Genomic DNA, 19,685 nt, shown 5'->3' on the forward strand with positions numbered 1-19,685 from the left:
GATGTCGACACCCGCGGTCCAGTTTCCGCCCGAACCCATTCCGGTCGATCGACCTCGGGCCAAGGTCCTGATCGTCGACGACGACGAGCGCAACGCCTTCGCCGCCTCCCAGGCGCTGGAGTCGCTGGGACAGGAGCTGGTCACCGCCCGCTCCGGCCCCGAGGCGCTGCGCAAGCTGCTGCACGACGACTTCGCGGTCATCCTGCTGGACCTGCACATGCCCGACATGGACGGCTACGAGACGGCCGCCCTGATCCGCGAGCGACGGCGGACGCGGGACGTGCCGATCGTCTTCCTGACCGCCGTGTTCCGGGACGAAGGCCACATCTTCAAGGCCTATTCGGCCGGCGCCGTCGACGTGGTGTTCAAGCCCGTCGACCCGTTCATCCTGCGCTCCAAGGTGCAGGTCCTGGTCGATCTCCACCTCAAGCGCGTGGAGCTGGCTCAAGAGCTGGAAAACCGTCAACGCCTGATGGAGGAGAACGCCCGCGTCCACGCCGAGAAGCTGGAAGCCGAACGGTCGCTGCAGGCCTCGCTGCGCCGCCAGCAGGCGATCCAGCGCGCCCTGCCGATCGTCTTCTATTCCCGCGCCGCGGAGCCGCCCTACGCGGCCCTGTCGGTCAGCGACAGCGTCAAGGGGCTGACCGGTTTCGAGGCCGACGACTTCACCGGCGACCCCGGCTTCGGCTTCGAGCGCGTCCATCCCGACGACCGCCACATCGTCCAGCGCGCGCAGGAAGAGGCCCGCCGCAGCGGCTCCTATGCCTGCGAATATCGCTGGCAGTGCGCCGACGGGACCTACAAGCTGCTGATCGACCAGGGCATCCTGAGCGAGGATCGGGATACCGGCTCGCCGGTCATGTTCGGCACCATGCTGGACAACACCGAGCGCCGCGCGCTGGAGGAGGCGCTGGGCCATGCCCGCAAGATGGAGGCGGTCGGCCAGTTGACCGGCGGCGTCGCGCACGACTTCAACAACCTGCTGACGGTCATCCTGGGCAATGTCGACCTGATCCAGCGCCGTAGCGGCGAGGACTTTCCGTTCGCCCGCCAAGTCGCGGCGGTCCGCCAGGCCACCGAACGCGGCGCGGCTCTCACCCGGCAGTTGCTCGCCTTCTCCCGGCGCCAGCGCCTGGACCCGGCGGCCGTCGATCTGAACGAACTGGTCGGCGAGTTCATGCCGCTCCTGAAGCAGGCGGTCGGCGAGGCGGTGTCGGTGCAGTTCCAGCCGGCCGACGGCCCGGCCTTCGTCCACGTCGACCCGGCGCAGATGGAAAGCGCCCTGCTCAATCTGGCGGTCAATGCGCGCGACGCCATGGACGGGGCCGGCAGCCTTGCCATCACGGTCCGCGCCGATACGGGCTCAGGCCACGCCCTGACCGTTCGCGACACCGGTCCCGGCATGCCGCCCGAGGTCGCCTCACGGATCTTCGAGCCCTTCTTCACCACCAAGGACGTCGGCAAGGGTTCGGGCCTCGGCCTCTCCCAGGTCTATGGCTTCGTGCGCCAATCCGGCGGCGAGGTGACGGTCGTGACCCACCCCGGCGAGGGGGCCGTCTTCGAGATCACCCTCCCCGTCATCGGCGCACCGGCCGTCGCGCCCCGCGCGCCTGTCATGCGATCCGACGAGGCGACAGGGTCCGAGCGGATCCTCGTGGTCGAGGACGACCCTTCGTTGCTGGCTCTGGCCGTCGATACGCTGGAGTCGCTGGGCTACAACGTGACCACGGCCCGCAACGCGGCCAGCGCGCTGCGCCGCCTCAAGGGATCCCAGACCTTCGAACTCCTGTTCTCGGACGTGGTCATGCCCGGCGGCGTCAGCGGCCTGGACCTGGCCCGCAGGGCGCGTAGCCGCAATCCCGACCTCAAGGTGCTACTCACCTCCGGCTTCATCGGAGCGGAGGCCATCGACTGGGCCGACGAGTATCCGATGATCGACAAGCCGTACGATCCCCTGTCCCTCGCGGCCAAGGTGCGCTCGGTGCTGGACACCGAGGTCTTCGCGGCGCGGGCCGACGCCGTGCGCTAGGTGGTGGGCTAGTCCACGCCCGCCAGCCGACGCGTCAGCGCGGCGGCCGACATGGGCTGGGCCAGCCGGAAGGCCTGGCCGGCCCACAGCGGGCTGAAGTCGCCACGGCCGGCCGCTTCCGCCGCCTTGCGCAGCGGAGCGACAGCGGCTCCGGCCAACGGAAAGGCCGGCGGCAGCTCCGACAGCGGACCGACCTCGGCCATCAGGCGGTTGACCAGGCCCCGCGCGGGGCGGCCGGTGAACAGGTTGGTGACCGCCGTGGCCTCCTCTGCCTCCGCCAGAGCCCGCCGATAGGCGGCCGAGATCCGGGCCTCGGGGGTCATCAGATAGGCGGTGCCGACCTGGACGGCGTCCGCGCCCAGCGCGAAAGCGGCTTCGACGCCCCGGCGATCGGCGATCCCGCCGGCCGCGATCACCGGAACCGAGACCGTGTCGACGATCCGGGGAACCAGCGAGAACGTCCCGGCCTGGGCGCTCATCTCGCCCAAGGAATCGGGAGGCAGGAAATCGGGAACCAGGAAGTTGCCGCGATGGCCGCCCGCATCCAGCCCCATGGCGATGACCGCATCGACGCCGTGCGCCTCCAGCCATTGGGCCTCGGCCACGGTGGTCGCCGAGGACAGCACCTTGGCGCCGGTTCGCTTGACCCGCTCCAGCAGCGCGGGAGCCGGCAGGCCGAAATGGAAGCTGACCACCTCGGGGCGATAGTCCTCGACCACCCCGGCGAAGGCGTCGTTGAAGGGCGCTCGCCCGCCGGCCGCCAGGGGTTGGTCCGGATCGAGCCCGGCCTCGACGTAGTACGGGGCCAGACGACGACGCCAGGCGGCTTGCCGCTCGGGATCGTCCGGCGGGGTCTCATGGCTGAAGAAGTTCAGGTTGATCGGCTTGCGCGTCGCCGCGCGGATCGTGTCCAGCGCCGCCCGAAGTTCGGCCTCGCCATAGAGCGCGGTCGGCAATGAGCCCAGGCCGCCGGCTTCGCTGACCGCGATCACCATCTCCGGCGTGGTGGCGCCGGCCATCGGCGCCTGGATGATCGGAAGCGCGACGCCCAACAGGTCGAGCACCCGGTTGGAAGTGGCCATGACGATGCTCCTTCTCACGGATCGGGGGCCGCCACCCTTGAGTGACGGCCCCAGGAAATCACGTTTCGCCGGCGGCCAGCCGCCTGCGATATTCGGGCACGGGCATACCGCCCCAGCCCCAGTTTTCCAGTTCCACCTCCTGGATGACCACGAAGGTGGATTCCAGCGGCTTGCCCAACACGTCGAACAAGAGTTGGCTGACCCCGGCGATCAGCTTGGCCTTCTCGTCGGCCGTGACGGCGCTCCGCCCCGGAGCCGAACCTTCGCGCGTGACCTGGATATTGACCATGGGCATGACGGTTTCTCCTTTCCGATGGGCCTAGTGACCGGCGCTCTGGCCGCCGTCGACGTGCAGGATCTCGCCCGTCACGAAGCCGGCGCCTTCGAGATAGAGCACGGCGTCGACGACATCGCGGATCTCGCCCAGGCGGCCCACCGGGTGCAGGCCGGCCAGGAAGGCGTGGGTCTCGGGCGCGTGCATCGGCGTCTTGATCACGCCGGGCGAGACGGCGTTGACCCGTACGCCCTTGTTGGCGAACTCGATGGCCAGCGACTTGGTGGCCGAATTGATCCCGCCCTTGGTCAGGTTGGCCAGGGCGGCCGGCACGTCGGCCAGGGCGTGGTCGGTCAGGCTGGTGGTGATGCTGACGATGTGGCCCGAGCCCTGCTTCAGCATCTCGGCCGCCGCGCGCTGGGTGATGTGGAAGAAGCCGGCCAGATTGGTCGAGACCTTCGCCGCGAAATCTTCGGCCGTATAGGCCGTGAACGGCTTGGCCTGGAAGATGCCGGCGTTGTTGACCAGGGTGTCCACCCGGCCGAACTTGGCCAGGGCCTCGCTGACGATGCGCTCGGCCGTGGCGGGATCGCCGATGTCGCCGGCCACCGCCAGAATATCGGGATCGGCGCCCTGCTTGATCGAGCGGGACGTCGCCACGACCCGGAAGTTGCGATCGCGATAGGCCTTCACCAGATCCGCGCCGATGCCTTGCGACGCGCCGGTGATGATGGCGACCTTTCGTTCGTTGCTCATGACTTGCCTCATTGACGTTCCCGGGCGCGAGGATCGCGAACCGGAGGTCCCTCGGGACCGTTGACGCCAAAGTCGGCTCTTGCGTCGTTCAGCTGAATATCCGCTGGAAGGCAGTCAGTCTTCCGCCAAACGAAGTAATGAGGTCAGGATGTGACGAGCGCCTCGGCCTCCGCCGACAGGCTCGCGAACACCGCTCGCAGCCTCGGCGCGGCGAAGTCGAGGAAGGCCCTGACCTTGGGCGTCGCGGTCCGGCCCTGCGGGGTGATCAGGTGCACCGGCAGCGGCGGCGGCTCGGCGTCGCGCAGCAGGATGCGCAGCGAACCGTCCATCACCCGCTCGGCCACGTGATAGGTGTAGAGCCGCGTCACGCCTCGCCCGTCGACCGCCGAGGCCAGGGCCGCGCGAACGCTGTTGACCACCAGCCGCGGCTTGAACTGCACCGACCGGGGAACCGCCCCACCCGGCGCCGGCGGGAAAACCCAGGTGTCGTGACCGAAGTGCGTGGTGGTGACGATCTGGTGCTTGGCCAGGTCGGCCGGTTCGACGATGCGCGGATGCCGGTCCAGATAACGCGGCGCGGCCACGACCACGCGCTTGACGTCGCCGCCGACCCGCACCGCGACCATCGAGGAGTCCGGCAGTTGGCCGACCCGCAGGGCGATGTCGATGCCCTCGTCGACCAGGCTGGTGTGGCGGTCCAGCAGCAGCAGGTTCACCGTGACAGTGGGATAGGCCTCCAGGAAGGCGTCGACGATCGGGCGAAGAACCTCCTCGCCGCTGATCGGCGGGGCGGTGATCGTCAGGGCGCCGCGCGGGGCGGAGCGTTCGCCCAGCACGACCAGATCGGCCTCCTCCAGGTCGACCAGGATCCGCCGGCAGGCCGTCGCATAGCGCTCGCCCGCCTCGCTCAGCCGCAGCGACCGCGTGGTTCGATGCAGCAGCTCGGCCCCGACATGCTGTTCCAGGAAGGCGATCGCCCGGCTGACGGCGGCCGGCGAGCGTCCAAGCCGGCGCCCCGCCCCGGCCAGGCTACCCTCGTCCAGGGCGGCGACGAACACGCGCATCGCCTCGATCCGATCCATTCGCTCTTCCGATCCACGCAAGGGTTGACGGCGAAAGGCGAGCATATCGCCGCCTGAAGCAACGATCCATTCGAGCCTGCTTGCCCTATGGGGCATGCTGGACGAGGCGCGCGCCAGGCCCGAAGCTGACGCCATCGCCGGAGCCTCACATGACCAACACCGCCTATATCTGTGACGGAATTCGCACCGCCTTTGGTCGCTACGGCGGCGCGCTGTCGAAGGTCCGGGCCGACGACCTGGCGGCGATCCCGCTGAAGGCCCTGGCCGCCCGCAATCCAGGCCTCGACCTTTCGGCCATCGACGAGGTGGTGCTGGGCAGCGCCAACCAGGCCGGCGAGGACAACCGCAACGTCGCCCGCATGGCCCTGCTGCTGGCCGGCTATCCGGTCGAGGTCCCTGGCGTCACCGTCAATCGCCTGTGCGCCTCTGGCCTGGAGGCCGTCGGCTACGCCGCCCGCGCCATCGCCTCGGGCCACAACGACCTGCTGATCGCCGGCGGCGTCGAGAGCATGAGCCGCGCGCCGTTCGTGATGGGCAAGGCCGACAGCGCCTTCTCGCGCAACGCCGAGATCCACGACACCACGATCGGCTGGCGCTTCATCAATCCGGCCATGCGCAAGCTCTATGGCGTCGACTCCATGCCCGAGACGGCCGAGAACGTCGCCACGGACCATGGCGTCAACCGCGAGGACCAGGACGCCTTCGCCCTACGCAGCCAGCAGCGGGCGGCCGCCGCTCAGGCCAACGGCTTCCTGGCCGGCGAGATCACTCCGGTCGAGATCCCCGGCAAGGCCGGCCCCACGATCGTCGACCGCGATGAGCATCCGCGCGACACCACGCTCGAAGCCCTGGCCAAGCTGAAGCCCGTCGTCCGCGAAGGCGGCACGGTCACCGCCGGCAACGCCTCGGGGGTCAATGACGGCGCGGTGGGCCTGATCATCGCCTCGGAGGACGCCGTGAAGCGCCACGGCCTGACGCCGCGCGCCCGGGTGCTGGGCTACGCCACAGCCGGCGTCGCGCCGCGCGTCATGGGGATCGGTCCCGTCCCCGCCGTGCGCAAGCTGCTGGCCAAGACCGGCCTGTCGATCAGCGACTTCGACACCGTGGAACTCAACGAGGCTTTCGCCGCCCAGGGTCTGGCGGTCCTGCGCCAACTGGGCCTGCCCGACGACGGCGTGCACGTGAACCCGAACGGCGGCGCGATCGCGCTGGGACACCCGCTTGGGGCCTCGGGCGCGCGGCTGGTGCTCACCGGCCTGCGTCAGTTGGAGGCGATCGGCGGCAAGCGCGGCCTGGCCACGCTCTGCATCGGCGTCGGCCAGGGCGCGGCCCTGGCGTTCGAGCGGGTCTAGCCGCGCAGGATGCGGGCGAACTGATCGGCCCGCAGCGATGCGCCGCCGATCAGCAGTCCGCCGACCTCCGGGGTGTCCAGGATCGCGCTGGCGTTGTCGGCCGTGACCGAGCCGCCATAGAGGATCAAGGGCCGCTCGCCCCAGGCCTCGTCGAGCGCCGCGCGGACGGCCCCGTGCATCTGGGCGATGTCGGCCTGCGTCGCCGCGCGCCCAGAGCCGATCGCCCAGACCGGCTCGTAGGCCAGGGCCCAGGCGCTTCCGCGCAGGCGCGCGTCCAGCACCGCGCGGACCTGGCCGACCACGACCTCGACCGCCCGCCCGGCGGCGCGGTCCTCGGCCGTGTCACCGACGCAGAGGATCGGCTCCAGGCCTGCCTCCACCGCCGCCACGGCCTTCGCCTGGACGAGGTCGTCGGTCTCGCCGTAGGCCAGACGGCGTTCCGAGTGCCCGAGGATCACGTGGATCGCCCCGGCTTTCGCCAGCAGGCTCGCCGACAGGTCGCCCGTATGGGCCCCCGCCCCGGCGGCGTGGCAGTCCTGGCCGCCGATCTCGACGCCCAGAGGGGCCAGACGGCGATGGGCCTCGCTCAGCAGCGTGGCTGGCGGGCAGACGACAGCGCGGTCCCCCCAACCGCCGCCGGACAGAGCCTCGGCGAGGGTGTCGAGCAGGCCTTCGTCGCCGTTCATCTTCCAATTGCCGACGATCAGGCGCGCGGTCGGCGGGTTCGAAACGGTCATGATGTCCCGGGGAGCAGACATGAAAAGGCCGGCCGTGGCGTTCGCCAGCGGCCGGCCCCTTGGAGACTTCGGCTAGTAGGTGAAGGACATGCCGAAGCGGTACGAACGCCCGTAGCTCTCGCCTTCGCGGAAGCGGTCGCTGGTCCGGAAGAAGTAGTAGTCCGTGGCGTCGTTGAGGTTGTTGGCCTCGGCGAAGATCTCGAACTGCTTGGTGACCTTGTAGGCCACCTTGGCGTCCAGCGTGCTGAGCTCGCCGAAGTAGCCGTCCGAGCGACCGGTGGGATCGCTGATGTTCAGGCCGCCGTCGGTGTCCAGGTACGAGGCGTGGTAGGTGTAGGCCACGCGGCCCGAGAACCCGTACTTTTCGTAGTAGACCTGGGCGCTGGCGATCTTGTCGGCTTGGCCGACCAGCGGGGTCTTCACCGTACGGCCGGGCACCTTCAGCTCGCCGTCCGTGAAGGTCATGTTGAAGTTGACCCCGAAGCCGTCCAGCGGCGACGGCAGGAAGGTCAGCGGCTTCTGGATGTTGAACTCCAGGCCCGTCACCGACGCCTTCGTACCGTTGGCGTACGAGTTGACGATGGCGTTGGTCAGGGCGACGCCGCCGAAGGTGCCGCTCTGGCCCGTGGCCGTGGAATTGAAGATCGGGTTCTCGATGTCCTTGTGGAACAGGCCGATCGAAATGCCGCCTTCGCTGGGGAAGTAATATTCCAGCGAGAAGTCGTAGTTGGTGGCCTTCTGCGGCTTCAGGTTCGGATTGCCCGTGTTGACCGTGTTGCTGGCCGTATCGACGGTGACCGTCGGCACCAGGTCCACGAAGGGCGGCCGGCCCAGGGCCTTGGTGATCGCGCCCCGCGCCAGCACATGCGGCGAGAACTGGTACTTTACGTTCAGGCTGGGGAACCAGTTGGTGTAGCTGTAGCTGCCGAACGAGTTGTAGGTGCTGGTCAGGGTCGTGGCGGCCGTGAAGGCGATGGCCTTGGTGTCGCCCTCGGTGCGCTCGACGCGCACGCCCGGCAGGATGGTCAGGTCGCCCTTCTGGATGCTGGCCATCGCATAGGCGGCCGTCACCTTCTCGATCACCTTGTAGTCCGAGGTCACCGACTGGCTGATCTGGTCGCTGCCGCTGACCGTGAACAGGCTCTGGTTGCTGTCGACGTAGTCCTTGGCGCTCTTGAAGTTGATCGTCGGGCCGAAGCTGTAGGTGCCGTCGTTGATCAGCGGGAAGGTGTCTGCCGTGAACGCGGCCAGGGTCTGGGCCGCCGCCGCGCCGGTGGCGACGAAGGTCCGGCCGGTCTGGTCCTGGAAGCGGTTGCGCTTGAGGTACTTGGCGCCGAACTTCAGGTAGCTGCCCTCGCCCCAATCGGCCATCGGCAGCTTGTAGTCGACGCGCATCTGATCCAGCTTTTCACCGGCCAGACGCGAGACGCGCTTGTAGTTGTTCAGGCGATAGTTGGCCGGGTTCAGCGCCGCGGCGTTGGCCGTGAAGCTGTCGGGCATCTCGTCGCCGAGCTTGAAGCTGCCGCCCAGGCCGGTGGAGGCGGCGGCGCGGAATTCGACCTCGTCGCGGACCGGGTCCTTCTTGTTGGACTCGGCGTGGGTGGCCTGAAGCGTCAAGGCGCCGGGGCCAACATAGAACTCGCCGCCGACCGAGAAGGTCGTGGTGTCGGTGGTCTCGCTGCGCTGGCGGAACAGGCGGCGGGCCGTGGTCGAGCCGGCATTGATGTCGCCACCGGCGGCCGTCAGATTGGTGTAGCTGGCCGCGGCGCCGGGGAAGAAGAAGCGGAAGCGGTTGCGGCTCTCGTTGTCGGCGAACTCCGAGTACATGACCCGGGCGTAGAGCTTGACGTTGTCGTTCGGACGCCAGTCGAAGTTGGCCACCGCGCCCTTGCGGGTGCGCCAGGCCGGATCATAGATCCGCTGGTCCATTTCGGCCGGCAGGTCGACGCCGTTCACGATCTGGCGGCTCGTGGCCAGGATGTCCTCGGAGTAGGACGGGCGCTTGGAATAGTTCAGGGCCAGAACGAGGCCGAACTGGTTCTCGGGGCCGAACTTGCCGCCGACCGACAGATCGCCCTCGTTGGCCTTGCGGTCGCTGTTCTCGTAGACGCCGCGCACGTAGCGGGCGCTGAGGATGTTCTTCTTACGGTCGAAGGCGGTCAGCGTGTTGATGTCGACCTGGCCGGCGATGGCGTTGGCGTCGAGGTCGGCGGTCAGCGACTTCACGACCGTCACCGAACCGATCAGGGCCGACGGAATGTCGTCCAGCTTCACGTTCCGCGATTCCGGCTCGGGGGCCGAGGCGGTCTGGTTGTTGATCGTGACGTTGGCCAGGTTCGGCTCGATGCCGCGGATGATCAGGTAGCGGCCTTCACCCTTGTCGGTGGCCACCGACACACCCGTCAGACGACGGACGGACTCGGCGACGTTCTGGTCGGGCAGCTTGCCCACGTCATTGGCCGAGACCACTTCCACGGCGCTGACGGCGTCGCGCTTTTTCAGCAGCGAGTCGCGGTCGGAGGCCCGTTGACCGGTGACGACCACTTCCTCGACCGTAACCGCCTGGCTCGACTGAGCGGCGGCCACGCCGGGCGCCACGATGCAGGACGTCAGCAACAGCGCGCCTACGAGTTTGCCGGATGCGTTCATCATCCCTCCCCTTCCTGTTCGCGACTCCGCCACGGCGCCATTGGGCGCTCTGGGTCGCTGAAAGGGACAATACGAACGAATTTTCTATTTTGCAAATGGAATAGAAAATTTCGTGCAATTTGTGATTAGAACGGGATTTCAGCCCGTCCGCACCCTCCACGCGATCACCGCGCGCAGCCCGCCCAACTCAGAGCGTTCCATGCCCAGCACGGCGCCCGAGGCCTCGGCGAGGTCGCGGACGATCGCCAGGCCCAGGCCGTGTCCGGGTCCCGCCTCGTCGAGTCGCGCGCCCCGCGCCAGGGCCGCCTCGGCCCGCCCCTCGTCCATGCCGGGCCCGTCGTCCTCGACGCGCAGAACCGGACCTTCCGCCATCGCAACACCCGAGATTCGCACCTGGCGACGGCCATAGCGGGCGGCGTTCTCGATCAAGGCGCCCAGCATCTCGGTGACCGCGTCCTCGGAGGCCGGGACGCGCAGGTCGGCCGGGATCTCGACATCGAACATCAGCCGCTCGCCATCGGCGGTACGCTCCAGCACCGCGACCAGGCGCTCGGCGATCGCCAGCGGCGCGGCCTCGGCGGCGAAGGCGGCCTCGCGGGCGGCGGCGGCGCGGGCCCGCGCCAGTTCGGCTTCGAGAGCCGCCGCGACCGCGGCGATGGCGTCGTCCAGCCCGTCGGCGGCCTCGACGGCGCCGGCCTCGCGAGCCCGGCGGCTCTGGGCCGATAGCGCGGCGAGCGGGGTCTTCAGGCTATGGGCCAGATCGCCGGCCCGGCGGCGCGCGCGGGCCAGATCGGCTTCCCGCGCCTCGGCCAGGGCGTTGATCGCCTCGGCCAGCGGGGCGATCTCACGGGGGTGGTCCTCGGACATCCGGGCCGAGGGACTTTTGCGCAGGCGGGCCAGCTCCTCGCGCACCCGGGCCAGGGGCGAAAGCCCCAGGGCGACCTGCAGGGCGGCGGCGGCCGACAGCACCACCCATAGCCCGGCCAGGAACAGGGCCAGGTCGCGGCCGAATTCGCGCCGGGCGCCGCGCAGCGCCTTCTCGTCGCTGGCCACCTGGATCAGCACCGCCGGCCCGCCACGATCGGGCCGCACCGAGCGCTCGACCAGCAGGATGCGATCGTCGAACGGGCCGGCGGCGATGCGGGAGGTCCAGTCCTCGGCCTGCGCGCCCTCCGGCGGCTTCAGCGCTTGGTCCCATAGCGACACCGAGCGCTCGGCCCCGGCATGGGTCGAGACCTGCCAATAGAGCCCGCCGGCGGCCTTGAGGAGGCGGCGGTCGGGCAGCGTCACGTCGACGGCGGGCGCGCCGTTCGGCTCCAGGCGCAGGCCGGCCACCAGGGCCTGGCCGGTGCGGGTCAGTTCAGCGGTCTCGCGGCGGACGATATGGCGCTCGAACAGCCAGGTCATGGCCAGCCAGGCGACCGCCAGGGCCGCCAGGATCGCCAGCATGCCCCCGGCGATCAGCCGCCATCGCAGCGACCCGCCCTTCACGCGACGCCGCCGGCCAGAAGATAGCCAAAGCCGCGCCGCGTCTCGATCACATCGGTCCCGACCTTGCGGCGCAGGCGGGTGACCAGGGCTTCGATGGCGTTGGCGTCGGCGGTGTCGGCCACGCCATAGAGCTGCTCGGCCAGCTCACCCGCCGAGACGGCCCGGCCGGGATTGTGCGCCAGGCAGTCCAGCAGGCGGAATTCCAGCGGCGACAGCCGGACCGGCGCGCCGTCCAGGGTGGCCGACATGCGGCGAGTGTCCAGCGCCAGGCGGCCGGCCTCGATCACGGGCGAGACGCGGCCGGCGGCGCGCCGGACCAGGCCTCGGGCGCGGGCCAGCAGCTCGCCCATCTCGAAGGGCTTGGCCAGGTAGTCGTCGGCGCCGGCCTCGATGCCCTCGACCTTCTCGGTCCAGTCGCCGCGCGCTGACAGGATCAGCACGGGGAAGCTCCGCCCATCGGCGCGCCAGCGCCTTAGCACCGACAATCCGTCCAGGCGCGGCAGGCCCAGATCCAGGATCACCACGGCATAGTCCTCGACCTCGCCCTTGAACGAGGCGTCCTCGCCGTCACGGGCCAGGTCCACGACGAAGCCCGAGGCGCTCAGCGCCTTGGCCAGGTCCGGACCGACGACCGGATCATCCTCGACGACCAGCGCCCGCACTCAGTCGTCCTCGAGCTTCAGGGTCGCGCCGGTCTTGGCGTCGAGCTCCAGTTCGCGGACGCGTCCGGTCTTGGCTAGGATCTTGAGGTCGTATTTCAGGCGGCCGTTGTCGGACTGCTCCAGCTCGACCTCGATCACCTCGCCGGGCGCGCGCTGGGCGGCGATGGCCAGGATACGGGTCAGGGGCAAGACCTCCTTGCGCAGCAGCGCCTGGCGGGCGGCCTCGTGGTCCTTCTTCTTATGATCGCTGGCCGAGGCGGCGCCGGCCGACAGCGCGGCGACGGCGGCCAAGGCGACAAGAGCGGTGCGGAGGGGAGAATGGGACTGGGTCATGGGCCTGACGATTCCACGTCCATCCTGACACGCCCCTGACGCGCCGTAACGCCCGGACGTCAGCAAGCTTGGGCGAGAAGGCTCAAAGGCGCCGACGGAGCGCCTCTGGGGAAGCCATCCATGACCGTTCGACGCCGCCTCGTTCCGGCTCTCGCCGCCCTCGCCGTTCTGCACGGCGGCCCTGCTCTCGCCGCTCAGGAGACCGTGACCGCCTACCCGGCCGCCTTCTTCGCCTCCGCCCAGCCCTATTCGGCCTTCGACATGATCGCGCGGCTGCCGGGCTTTTCCTTCGATGGCGGCGACAGCGACGTGCGCGGCTTCTCGGGAGCCGGCGGCAATGTGTTGATCGACGGCAAGCCGCTGGCCAGCAAGGCCGAGAGCCTGGAGGACATCCTCAAGCGGATCCCTGCCCGCTCGGTCGAACGCATCGAGCTGATCCGCCCCGGCGCCGCCGGCTTCGACCTGCAAGGCCGCGCGCTGGTCGCCAATGTCGTACGCGTTCGCGAAGCCACGACCCGGGGGCGTATCGAGAGCGGTCTCGAGGTCCATCGCCGCGCAAGGGCGCCAAGCCTGTCCGCCGAGATCTCGCGGCGTTCGGGGGACCGTCTGACCGAGCTCTCGGTCTCGATCGGGCGCGAGATCGAAGACGACAAGGGCCAGGGGCCTCGCCTTCGGATTTCCCCGACCGGCGCCCTGCTCCGCGACGCGACCTATCGCGAGGACCAGGCTCACCGCGTCGCCGAGGTCACCGCGGGCCACGAGCGCGACCTGGCCGGTGGCCGCCTGCGCCTCGACGCCTCGGTGAAGTCCGATCATACCCGCGCCGACATTCTGGAAGTCGCCCGGTTTCCCGCCCCGACCCGCGAGATCGTGGTCGAGCGCGAACGGGTGCTGGACCGTGAGATCGGCGGGCATTACGATCACGCGCTGAGCGCCCGCTGGGCGTTGGAGACCCTGGCCCTGGTCCGCGCCTCGCGCATCCGGGCCGGCGACCAATCGGTGGAAGGCGTCGATGTCAGCGCCACGCGGCTCGCCTCGGATGGCCACGAGTCGATCGCCCGCGCCCTTCTGCGCCATCAGGGTACGAGGACCACCCTCGAGTTCGGCGGCGAGGTCGCGTTCAACAGCCTCGACAGCCACAGCGGCCTTTCCGAGAACGGCGTCGAGATCGCCCTGCCCGCCGCCAATGTCCGGGTCGAGGAGCGCCGGGCCGAGGGCTTCACCACCCTGACCTGGCGCGCCGGCGATCGCCTGACCCTGGAGGCCGGCGCGCGACTGGAAACCTCCACCCTGACCCAGTCCGGCGACAACGCTCTGAAGAAGTCGTTCCTCTATCCCAAGCCGCGCCTGCTGGTCGCCTGGGCGCCGGATCCGCGCAACCAACTGCGGCTGTCAGTGGAGCGTCGAGTCGGTCAGCTGGATTTCGCCGATTTCGTCAGCTCGACCTCCCTGACCTCGGCCACGGTGACGGCCGGCAATCCGGACCTCGAGCCCGACAAGGCCTGGCGACTGACGGCAACCTGGGAGCGCCGCCTGCCGGGCGACGGCTCGCTGGTGCTGACCGCCCGCCATGACGCGATCTCGGACGCCGTGGATCGGGTTCCGGTGATCGGGCCGGGCTACGCCTATGACGCGCCGGGCAATATCGGCGATGGTCGGCGGACCGAGATCCAGCTGGACGCCGCCCTGCCCTTGGACGCCCTGCGTGCGCGCGGCGGCCTGCTGAAGGCCTCGGTGATCGCGCGCCACAGCCGCGTCACCGACCCGGCCACAGGCGCTTCCCGACCGATCTCCGACGAGCCGGCGCTGGAGGGCGCGATCCACTTCACCCAGGACCTGCCAGCTCGCCGTCTGCGCTGGGGGATCGACGCGACCCTGGGCGAGAACAAGCCGGAGTACCGGTTCGATGAGGTCCGCCACGACCGGACAGCGGCGCGTTATGGCGTGTTCGCCGAGCTGCATCCGGCGCCGGCCTGGAGCCTTCGCTTGCATGCCGACAACTTGACGGATGGCAAGGTCGTCCGCCGTCGCGAGCAATATGCCGGCCCACGCGGGTCCTCGGCCCTCAAGCGCATCGAGACTCGGGACATGGCGCACGGAGCCTTCGCGGGCCTCACGGTGCGCCGTAGTTTTGGGGGCTAGGGTCCAGCTACGATTGAGTCCTAACGTCTCGTCATCCCGGAAGCCTCGCAGAGGCTATCCGGGATCCAGGGGCCAATGCAGTGCGGTCGCCCTGGGTCCCGGCTCTCCGCTTCGCTGCGGCCGGGATGACGAGGAAAAGGCAGAGCGAGCAAGTAAGACGCTCCAGTATCTCGGTTGCCCCCTAGGCGGCTATCCGGCTGGCGCCGCCCATGGCCCGCCAGCGTTCGCGCTTGGCCAGGGCCCGTTCCAGGGTCACGCGCTTGATGGGCAGCCCCTTGCGCAGCTTGACCCAGGTGGTCTCGCTGATGCCGAAGACGTCGAACAGATAGCGGTCGGTGATCGCCGGCAGGCTGGCGCGCAGATCGGCGAACTCCTCGGGCGTGATGGTGACGAGATCGAGCATGGTGACGGCGTCCTTCGGCGCGCGCGAGATCGGCGGCCCGCTCACGAGGAGCGGACCGTCTATGAATTTCAAAGCGTTTCTAAGGCGTTAGGTTGCGTCGACCGGACGCAATTCGTGCAGCAGTCCGTCGTGGATCTGCGGCGTGGTCGCCAGGACCGTGCCGTTCATGACGTCGAGCGCGCGGCCCAGGGTGTCGGTGACCACCCCGCCGGCCTCACGCACGATCACCGCGCCGGCGGCCATGTCCCAGGCGCTGACGCTCTGTTCCCAATAGGCGTCGAAGCGGCCGCAGGCGACATAGGCCATGTCCACGGCCCCGGCCCCCAGCCGGCGTACGCCCGAGACCTTGTCGGTCAGGCGCCGCATCTCGGCGTGGAACTGCTCCTGGCGCGGCTTGCCCATGAACGGGATGCCGACCGCCAGCACGGCCTGCTCGAAGCCCTGGCGCTTGGAGACGCTGATGGCCACGTCGTTGAGATAGGCGCCCTTGCCCGTTTCGGCCCTGAACAGCTCGCCCAGCATCGGCACATAGGTGACACCGGCAACGATCTCGCCGTCGCGCTGCAGGGCGATGTTCACCGCCCAGATCGGCAGGCCGATCAGGAAGTTGGCGGTGCCGTCCAGCGGGTCGCAGATCCAGGTGTTGGCTAGGTCCGCGCCCTCGATCAGGCCGCCCTCCTCACCGAGGAAGCCGTAGTCCGGATAGGCCTCCGACAGGATCGCCTTCACGGTCTGCTCGGCGCGCACGTCGGCGATGGTGAAGGGATCGGCCGGCCCGTTCTTGTGCTTGATCTCCAGGGTGGCGATCTCGGCGAAGTCCTGTTTCAGGCGGTCGCCGGCGGCCCGCGCCGCGCGGATCATCGTCTGGACCAGGGAGGAAGGTTCGGTCACGGATCTAGTCTCTCAGCTTGGTGCGCCACAGGCAGGTGGCCAGGGTCAGGGAGGCGACGGACGCGCCCATCCAGAAGAGGGTGGCCGGCCCGAAGTCGTAGTGGCGAACGCCGTCGACCATGCGCATGCCCTTGTCGATCAGAGCGCCGCTGACCTGTTCCTGGATGGCGGCGCCGATGTAGCTGAACACGCCGATCAGGCCCATGGCGGCGCCGGCGACGCGCTTGGGGCAGATGTCGGTGGCGAACAGGCCGCCCAGCGAGGTGACGAGCGCCGTCATGCCCAGGCCGAACAGGATCATGCCGGTCACCAGCACCGGGCCGGTGTTGGGGCCGTAGAAGATCAGCCACAGGCCGAGCAGCTCCATCAGGCCGAACATCAGATTGGCGGGCGGACGGCGGGCGTTGAACAGCTTGTCGGAGATGAAGCCGTACGAGATGGCGCCGGCGATCCCGGCCAGGGTCGAGATCATCAGCATCGTGCCGGCGGCGGTCAGGCTGTAGCCCCTCGCCTCCTGCAGATAGAGCACGCCCCAGCTGTTGATGGCGTAGCGGGTCACGTAGATCAGGGCCGAGGACAGGGCCAGGGCCCAGACGGCGGGGATCTTGAGGATCTGCAGCTGGGTCTTGAAGACGCTCGAGGCTTCCTGCTTGGGCTTGTCGCCCTGCCAGTGGTCGTTGCGCCAGTCGGCGACGGCGGGCAGGCCCAGGGTCTGCGGCCGATCCTGGATGAGGAAGTAGGCGCCGATCGCCACCAGGACGCCGATCACCGACGGCCCCCAGAAGCCGAAGCGCCAGCCCAGGGCCGCGACGATGCCGCCGACCCCGACGAACGTCAGGCCCTCGCCGATCGAATGGGCGGTGCTCCAGATGCCGTAGTAGCGACCGCGTTCGCGGTTGGAGAACCACTGGCTCATCGAGACCACGCCGGCCGGGGCGCCGAAGCTCTGGAACCAGCCGTTCAGGCCCCACAGCACCGCCGACACGGCCACGGTGGTCGAGAAGCCCATGCCGATATTGGCGATCGCCGAGATCAGCACGCTGAAGGCGAAGAACCGCTTCATATTGGCGTGGTCGGCCAGGAAGCCGTTGGTCAGCTTGCCAAAGGCGTAGGTGTAGAACAGGGCCGAGCCGATCAGACCGAGCTCGGTCGGGGTGAAAACGCCCGCGTCGATCAGCGGCTTCTTCACCACCCCCAGCGCCAGGCGGCAGGTGTAGGACAGGCCATAGCCGATCGTGATGGCGACCATGATCCGGAAGCGATGGCGCTTGTAGAGCGTATCGATCGTCGACGGATCGGTCAGCGGCGCGGCGTCGGCGCCTGGCGCGAAGAACTTCAGCATCCCTTGGTTCTCTCCCCCGGACCTCGCGTCGCATCGAGTCGTCGCGATCGGCCGATATGGAACACGCTATTTCATTTCCGGAACGAATGGAAGATTTTTTCCATCACCAAGGCATTTTGGAATGCATCGACGCCCGTAGCGTGCAGCGCTACAAATCGGTTGCCGAATGTAGCGCAAGGCGCTACAATTCCCTCATGATCCAAAGCTGGAAAGACAAGCAAGCCGAAGCTGTCTTCAAAGGCGAAGCGCCGAAGGGATTTCCAAGCGACCTGATCAAGGCCTCGCGCCGTCGCCTTCAGGCGTTGGATGCGGCCCTGACGGTGGAGGATTTGAGAACGCCGCCCGGCAATCGCCTTCACCAGCTCACCGGCGATCGCGAGGGGCAATGGTCGATCAGCATCAACGATCAATTCCGCGTCTGCTTCGTCTGGGGCGCACACGGCCCCGAGAACGTGGAGATCGTCGACTACCATTGAGGGCCAAGCCCTCCACTTCCGGGACACCAAACCCGACCGAGGAGACCATGACCAACCGGGACTACACGACCTTCACCTCCCCTCTCCCCCACCCTGGGGAGCACCTGCGGGAGGACTATCTTCCAGCCTTCAACATGTCGGCCGGCGCCCTGGCCAAAGCCATGGGGCTGAAGGATCGCAGCCGGATCGAGCAACTCGTTCGGGAACAGCGCTCGATCACCGCCGACACGGCGCTGCGGCTGGGCAAGGTGTTCGGGACGTCGGCGGAGTACTGGATGAACCTCCAGGCTCAGCACGACCTGTCACGAGACGCCATCACGGCCCGCGCAGCCCTGGCCGCTATCAAGCCCCTGGTCGCGGCCTAGACCCGCCCCAAAAAAGAAGGGCCCCGGACGTCGTCGTCCGAGGCCCAGTTCGCGCACGCAGGAGCGCGTTCGTTCGGGGGGAGGTCCCGAAACCGTCACCGCATGGTGGGGATGACGAAGCTCTGATCCAGCACCGCCCCGCCCTTGGGCCAGCGCTGGGTCACGGTCTTGGTCCGCGTGTAGAAGCGCACGCCGTCCATGCCGTACTGATTGAGGTCGCCGAAGCCGGAACGCTTCCAGCCGCCGAAGCTGTGATAGGCGACCGGCACCGGGATCGGCACGTTGATGCCGATCATCCCGACCTCGACCTGGTCGGCGAACTCGCGGGCGGCGTCGCCGTTGCGGGTGAAGATCGCGACGCCGTTGCCGTACTGGTGGCGGGAGGCGAGGCTGATGCCTTCGGCCAGGCTCTCGGCGCGGACCATCTGCAGCACCGGGCCGAAGATCTCGTCCTGGTAAGAGCGACTGGTCGGCTTGACGTGGTCGAACAGGGTCGGGCCGACGAAGAAGCCGTCCTCGTGGCCTTGCAGGGCGAAGCCGCGTCCGTCGACGACCAGCTCGGCGCCCTCGTCGACGCCCATCTGGATGTAGCTCTCGATCCGCGCCTTGTGGGCGGCGCTGACCACCGGGCCATAGTGAGCGTCCTTGTCGGTGCTGACGCCGACCCGCAGGCCGCCGATCGCGGTGACCAGCTTCTCGCGCAGGGCTAGAGCGGTCTTCTCGCCGACCGGAACGACCACCGGCAGGGCCATGCAGCGCTCACCGGCCGAGCCGTAGGCCGCGCCGATGATGTCGGCGGTCGCCTGGTCGAGATCGGCGTCGGGCAGGACGAGGCCGTGGTTCTTGGCGCCGCCCATGGCCTGGACGCGCTTGCCCGCCGCGCCGGCGCGCTGGAACACCGACTGGGCGATATCCGAACTGCCCACGAAGCTGACGGCCTTGATGTCCGGGTGGTCGAGGATGCCCTCGACGCAGTCCTTGTCGCCGTGGACGACGTTGAGGATGCCCGGCGGCAGACCGGCTTCCATCAGCAGTCCGGCCAGACGCACCGGCACGGACGGGTCCCGCTCGGAGGGCTTCAGGATGAAGGCGTTCCCGCAGGCGATGGCCGGGCCCATCATCCACATCGGGATCATGGCCGGGAAGTTGAACGGCGTGATGCCCGCGACGACGCCGAGGGCTTGGCGCATCGAATAGACGTCGATGCCGGGGCCGGCGCCTTGGGTGTACTCGCCCTTCAACAGGTGCGGGATGCCGCAGCTGAACTCGATGACTTCCAGGCCGCGCATGATGTCGCCCTTGGAGTCGGCGATGACCTTGCCGTGCTCGGACGACAGCAGCTCGGCCAGTTCGTCCATGTGGACTTCCAGCAGGCGCTTGAACTCGAACATCACCCGGGCGCGGCGCTGCGGATTGGTCGCCGCCCAGGCCGGCTGGGCCGCCTTGGCGTTGGCGACGGCGGCGTCCAGTTCCGAGGCCGACGCCAGGGCGACACGCGCCTGCACCTTGCCGGTGTTGGGATCGAAGACGTCGCCGAAACGGCCGGACGTACCCTCGACGGCGCGACCGCCGACGAAGTGGGGGATGCTGCGCATGACGCGCTCCTTCTGGCTTACTCA

The 19,685-nt window shown here is 68.9% G+C and carries 18 protein-coding genes; 5 read left to right on the forward strand and 13 right to left on the reverse strand.

What is annotated here, in order from left to right; genetic code table 11:
- The first annotated feature begins 1 nt into the window (after window position 1).
- Window positions 2-2,029, forward strand: a complete 2,028-nt coding sequence (locus tag AC1RRV_RS10475) for a response regulator (protein ID WP_492859558.1) — start codon at window positions 2-4, stop codon at window positions 2,027-2,029.
- Window positions 2,030-2,037: 8 nt separating this feature from the next.
- Here the strand turns inward: AC1RRV_RS10475 and AC1RRV_RS10480 are convergent, their stop codons facing one another.
- The 4 genes from AC1RRV_RS10480 to AC1RRV_RS10495 all read right to left on the reverse strand — a co-directional run bounded on the left by AC1RRV_RS10480 (window position 2,038) and on the right by AC1RRV_RS10495 (window position 5,223).
- Window positions 2,038-3,111: an NAD(P)H-dependent flavin oxidoreductase gene (locus AC1RRV_RS10480; RefSeq protein WP_492859559.1), complete on the reverse strand. Its 1,074-nt coding sequence runs from the start codon at window positions 3,109-3,111 to the stop codon at window positions 2,038-2,040.
- A 58-nt stretch (window positions 3,112-3,169) separates the two neighbouring features.
- Window positions 3,170-3,406 (reverse strand): tautomerase family protein, encoded by a 237-nt coding sequence (locus AC1RRV_RS10485; RefSeq protein ID WP_492859561.1) that lies wholly within the window; start codon window positions 3,404-3,406, stop codon window positions 3,170-3,172.
- Between the two features lie 24 nt (window positions 3,407-3,430).
- Window positions 3,431-4,141 (reverse strand): SDR family NAD(P)-dependent oxidoreductase, encoded by a 711-nt coding sequence (locus AC1RRV_RS10490; protein ID WP_492859563.1) that lies wholly within the window; start codon window positions 4,139-4,141, stop codon window positions 3,431-3,433.
- A gap of 143 nt (window positions 4,142-4,284) precedes the next feature.
- The gene (locus AC1RRV_RS10495; protein WP_492859564.1) at window positions 4,285-5,223 is read right to left on the reverse strand and encodes a LysR family transcriptional regulator; all 939 of its coding nucleotides are present in this window, start codon (window positions 5,221-5,223) and stop codon (window positions 4,285-4,287) included.
- Window positions 5,224-5,372: 149 nt separating this feature from the next.
- On the opposite strand from AC1RRV_RS10495, the gene pcaF reads away from it, so the two are divergent.
- Window positions 5,373-6,575 (forward strand): 3-oxoadipyl-CoA thiolase, encoded by a 1,203-nt coding sequence (gene pcaF / locus AC1RRV_RS10500; RefSeq protein ID WP_492859565.1) that lies wholly within the window; start codon window positions 5,373-5,375, stop codon window positions 6,573-6,575.
- Here the strand turns inward: pcaF and tpiA are convergent.
- The 5 genes from tpiA to AC1RRV_RS10525 all read right to left on the reverse strand — a co-directional run bounded on the left by tpiA (window position 6,572) and on the right by AC1RRV_RS10525 (window position 12,447).
- On the reverse strand, window positions 6,572-7,312 hold the full coding sequence (tpiA, locus tag AC1RRV_RS10505) for a triose-phosphate isomerase (protein ID WP_492859566.1): 741 nt from the start codon (window positions 7,310-7,312) through the stop codon (window positions 6,572-6,574). The genes pcaF and tpiA overlap by 4 nt on opposite strands.
- 72 nt (window positions 7,313-7,384) lie before the next feature.
- The gene (locus AC1RRV_RS10510) at window positions 7,385-9,964 is read right to left on the reverse strand and encodes a TonB-dependent receptor (protein WP_492859567.1); all 2,580 of its coding nucleotides are present in this window, start codon (window positions 9,962-9,964) and stop codon (window positions 7,385-7,387) included.
- Between the two features lie 135 nt (window positions 9,965-10,099).
- The gene (locus AC1RRV_RS10515; protein WP_492859568.1) at window positions 10,100-11,452 is read right to left on the reverse strand and encodes an ATP-binding protein; all 1,353 of its coding nucleotides are present in this window, start codon (window positions 11,450-11,452) and stop codon (window positions 10,100-10,102) included.
- A complete protein-coding gene (locus AC1RRV_RS10520; protein WP_492859569.1) occupies window positions 11,449-12,114 on the reverse strand; it encodes a response regulator transcription factor in 666 nt (221 codons plus the stop codon). The genes AC1RRV_RS10515 and AC1RRV_RS10520 overlap by 4 nt, the downstream gene beginning before the upstream one ends.
- Window positions 12,115-12,447 carry a PepSY domain-containing protein gene (locus AC1RRV_RS10525; RefSeq protein ID WP_492859570.1) on the reverse strand — a complete coding sequence of 111 codons (333 nt, stop codon included), beginning with the start codon at window positions 12,445-12,447 and terminating at the stop codon, window positions 12,115-12,117.
- Between the two features lie 120 nt (window positions 12,448-12,567).
- Between AC1RRV_RS10525 and AC1RRV_RS10530 the strand changes: the two genes are divergently transcribed.
- The gene (locus tag AC1RRV_RS10530; RefSeq protein ID WP_492859571.1) at window positions 12,568-14,589 is read left to right on the forward strand and encodes a TonB-dependent receptor plug domain-containing protein; all 2,022 of its coding nucleotides are present in this window, start codon (window positions 12,568-12,570) and stop codon (window positions 14,587-14,589) included.
- A 181-nt stretch (window positions 14,590-14,770) separates the two neighbouring features.
- Here the strand turns inward: AC1RRV_RS10530 and AC1RRV_RS10535 are convergent, their stop codons facing one another.
- From AC1RRV_RS10535 to AC1RRV_RS10545, 3 genes are all read right to left on the reverse strand, one after another.
- Window positions 14,771-14,992, reverse strand: a complete 222-nt coding sequence (locus tag AC1RRV_RS10535) for a hypothetical protein (RefSeq protein WP_492859572.1) — start codon at window positions 14,990-14,992, stop codon at window positions 14,771-14,773.
- Between the two features lie 87 nt (window positions 14,993-15,079).
- Complete coding sequence (locus AC1RRV_RS10540; RefSeq protein WP_492859573.1) at window positions 15,080-15,883, reverse strand: inositol monophosphatase family protein; 804 nt, start codon at window positions 15,881-15,883, stop codon at window positions 15,080-15,082.
- Window positions 15,884-15,887: 4 nt separating this feature from the next.
- On the reverse strand, window positions 15,888-17,225 hold the full coding sequence (locus AC1RRV_RS10545; protein WP_492859574.1) for an MFS transporter: 1,338 nt from the start codon (window positions 17,223-17,225) through the stop codon (window positions 15,888-15,890).
- A gap of 56 nt (window positions 17,226-17,281) precedes the next feature.
- Between AC1RRV_RS10545 and AC1RRV_RS10550 the strand changes: the two genes are divergently transcribed.
- Window positions 17,282-17,701 (forward strand): type II toxin-antitoxin system RelE/ParE family toxin, encoded by a 420-nt coding sequence (locus AC1RRV_RS10550; protein WP_492859575.1) that lies wholly within the window; start codon window positions 17,282-17,284, stop codon window positions 17,699-17,701.
- Between the two features lie 47 nt (window positions 17,702-17,748).
- Window positions 17,749-18,066: a HigA family addiction module antitoxin gene (locus tag AC1RRV_RS10555; protein ID WP_492859576.1), complete on the forward strand. Its 318-nt coding sequence runs from the start codon at window positions 17,749-17,751 to the stop codon at window positions 18,064-18,066.
- A 95-nt stretch (window positions 18,067-18,161) separates the two neighbouring features.
- Here AC1RRV_RS10555 and AC1RRV_RS10560 read toward each other — a convergent pair whose 3' ends face one another.
- Window positions 18,162-19,661, reverse strand: a complete 1,500-nt coding sequence (locus AC1RRV_RS10560; protein WP_492859577.1) for a CoA-acylating methylmalonate-semialdehyde dehydrogenase — start codon at window positions 19,659-19,661, stop codon at window positions 18,162-18,164.
- Between the last annotated feature and the right edge of the window lie 24 nt (window positions 19,662-19,685).

The sequence above is a fragment of the Caulobacter sp. GW821-FHT11E10 genome, assembly GCF_058808375.1.

Bases quoted from the DNA above. Each gene is read 5' to 3' on its own strand.
- AC1RRV_RS10475 (WP_492859558.1), top strand. From the start codon at position 2: ATGTCGACACCCGCGGTCCAGTTTCCGCCCGAACCCATTCCGGTCGAT.
- AC1RRV_RS10480 (WP_492859559.1), bottom strand. From the start codon at position 3,111: ATGGCCACTTCCAACCGGGTGCTCGACCTGTTGGGCGTCGCGCTTCCG.
- AC1RRV_RS10485 (WP_492859561.1), bottom strand. From the start codon at position 3,406: ATGCCCATGGTCAATATCCAGGTCACGCGCGAAGGTTCGGCTCCGGGG.
- AC1RRV_RS10490 (WP_492859563.1), bottom strand. From the start codon at position 4,141: ATGAGCAACGAACGAAAGGTCGCCATCATCACCGGCGCGTCGCAAGGC.
- AC1RRV_RS10495 (WP_492859564.1), bottom strand. From the start codon at position 5,223: ATGGATCGGATCGAGGCGATGCGCGTGTTCGTCGCCGCCCTGGACGAG.
- pcaF (WP_492859565.1), top strand. From the start codon at position 5,373: ATGACCAACACCGCCTATATCTGTGACGGAATTCGCACCGCCTTTGGT.
- tpiA (WP_492859566.1), bottom strand. From the start codon at position 7,312: ATGACCGTTTCGAACCCGCCGACCGCGCGCCTGATCGTCGGCAATTGG.
- AC1RRV_RS10510 (WP_492859567.1), bottom strand. From the start codon at position 9,964: ATGATGAACGCATCCGGCAAACTCGTAGGCGCGCTGTTGCTGACGTCC.
- AC1RRV_RS10525 (WP_492859570.1), bottom strand. From the start codon at position 12,447: ATGACCCAGTCCCATTCTCCCCTCCGCACCGCTCTTGTCGCCTTGGCC.
- AC1RRV_RS10530 (WP_492859571.1), top strand. From the start codon at position 12,568: ATGACCGTTCGACGCCGCCTCGTTCCGGCTCTCGCCGCCCTCGCCGTT.
- AC1RRV_RS10535 (WP_492859572.1), bottom strand. From the start codon at position 14,992: ATGCTCGATCTCGTCACCATCACGCCCGAGGAGTTCGCCGATCTGCGC.
- AC1RRV_RS10545 (WP_492859574.1), bottom strand. From the start codon at position 17,225: ATGCTGAAGTTCTTCGCGCCAGGCGCCGACGCCGCGCCGCTGACCGAT.
- AC1RRV_RS10550 (WP_492859575.1), top strand. From the start codon at position 17,282: ATGGAACACGCTATTTCATTTCCGGAACGAATGGAAGATTTTTTCCAT.
- AC1RRV_RS10555 (WP_492859576.1), top strand. From the start codon at position 17,749: ATGACCAACCGGGACTACACGACCTTCACCTCCCCTCTCCCCCACCCT.
- AC1RRV_RS10560 (WP_492859577.1), bottom strand. From the start codon at position 19,661: ATGCGCAGCATCCCCCACTTCGTCGGCGGTCGCGCCGTCGAGGGTACG.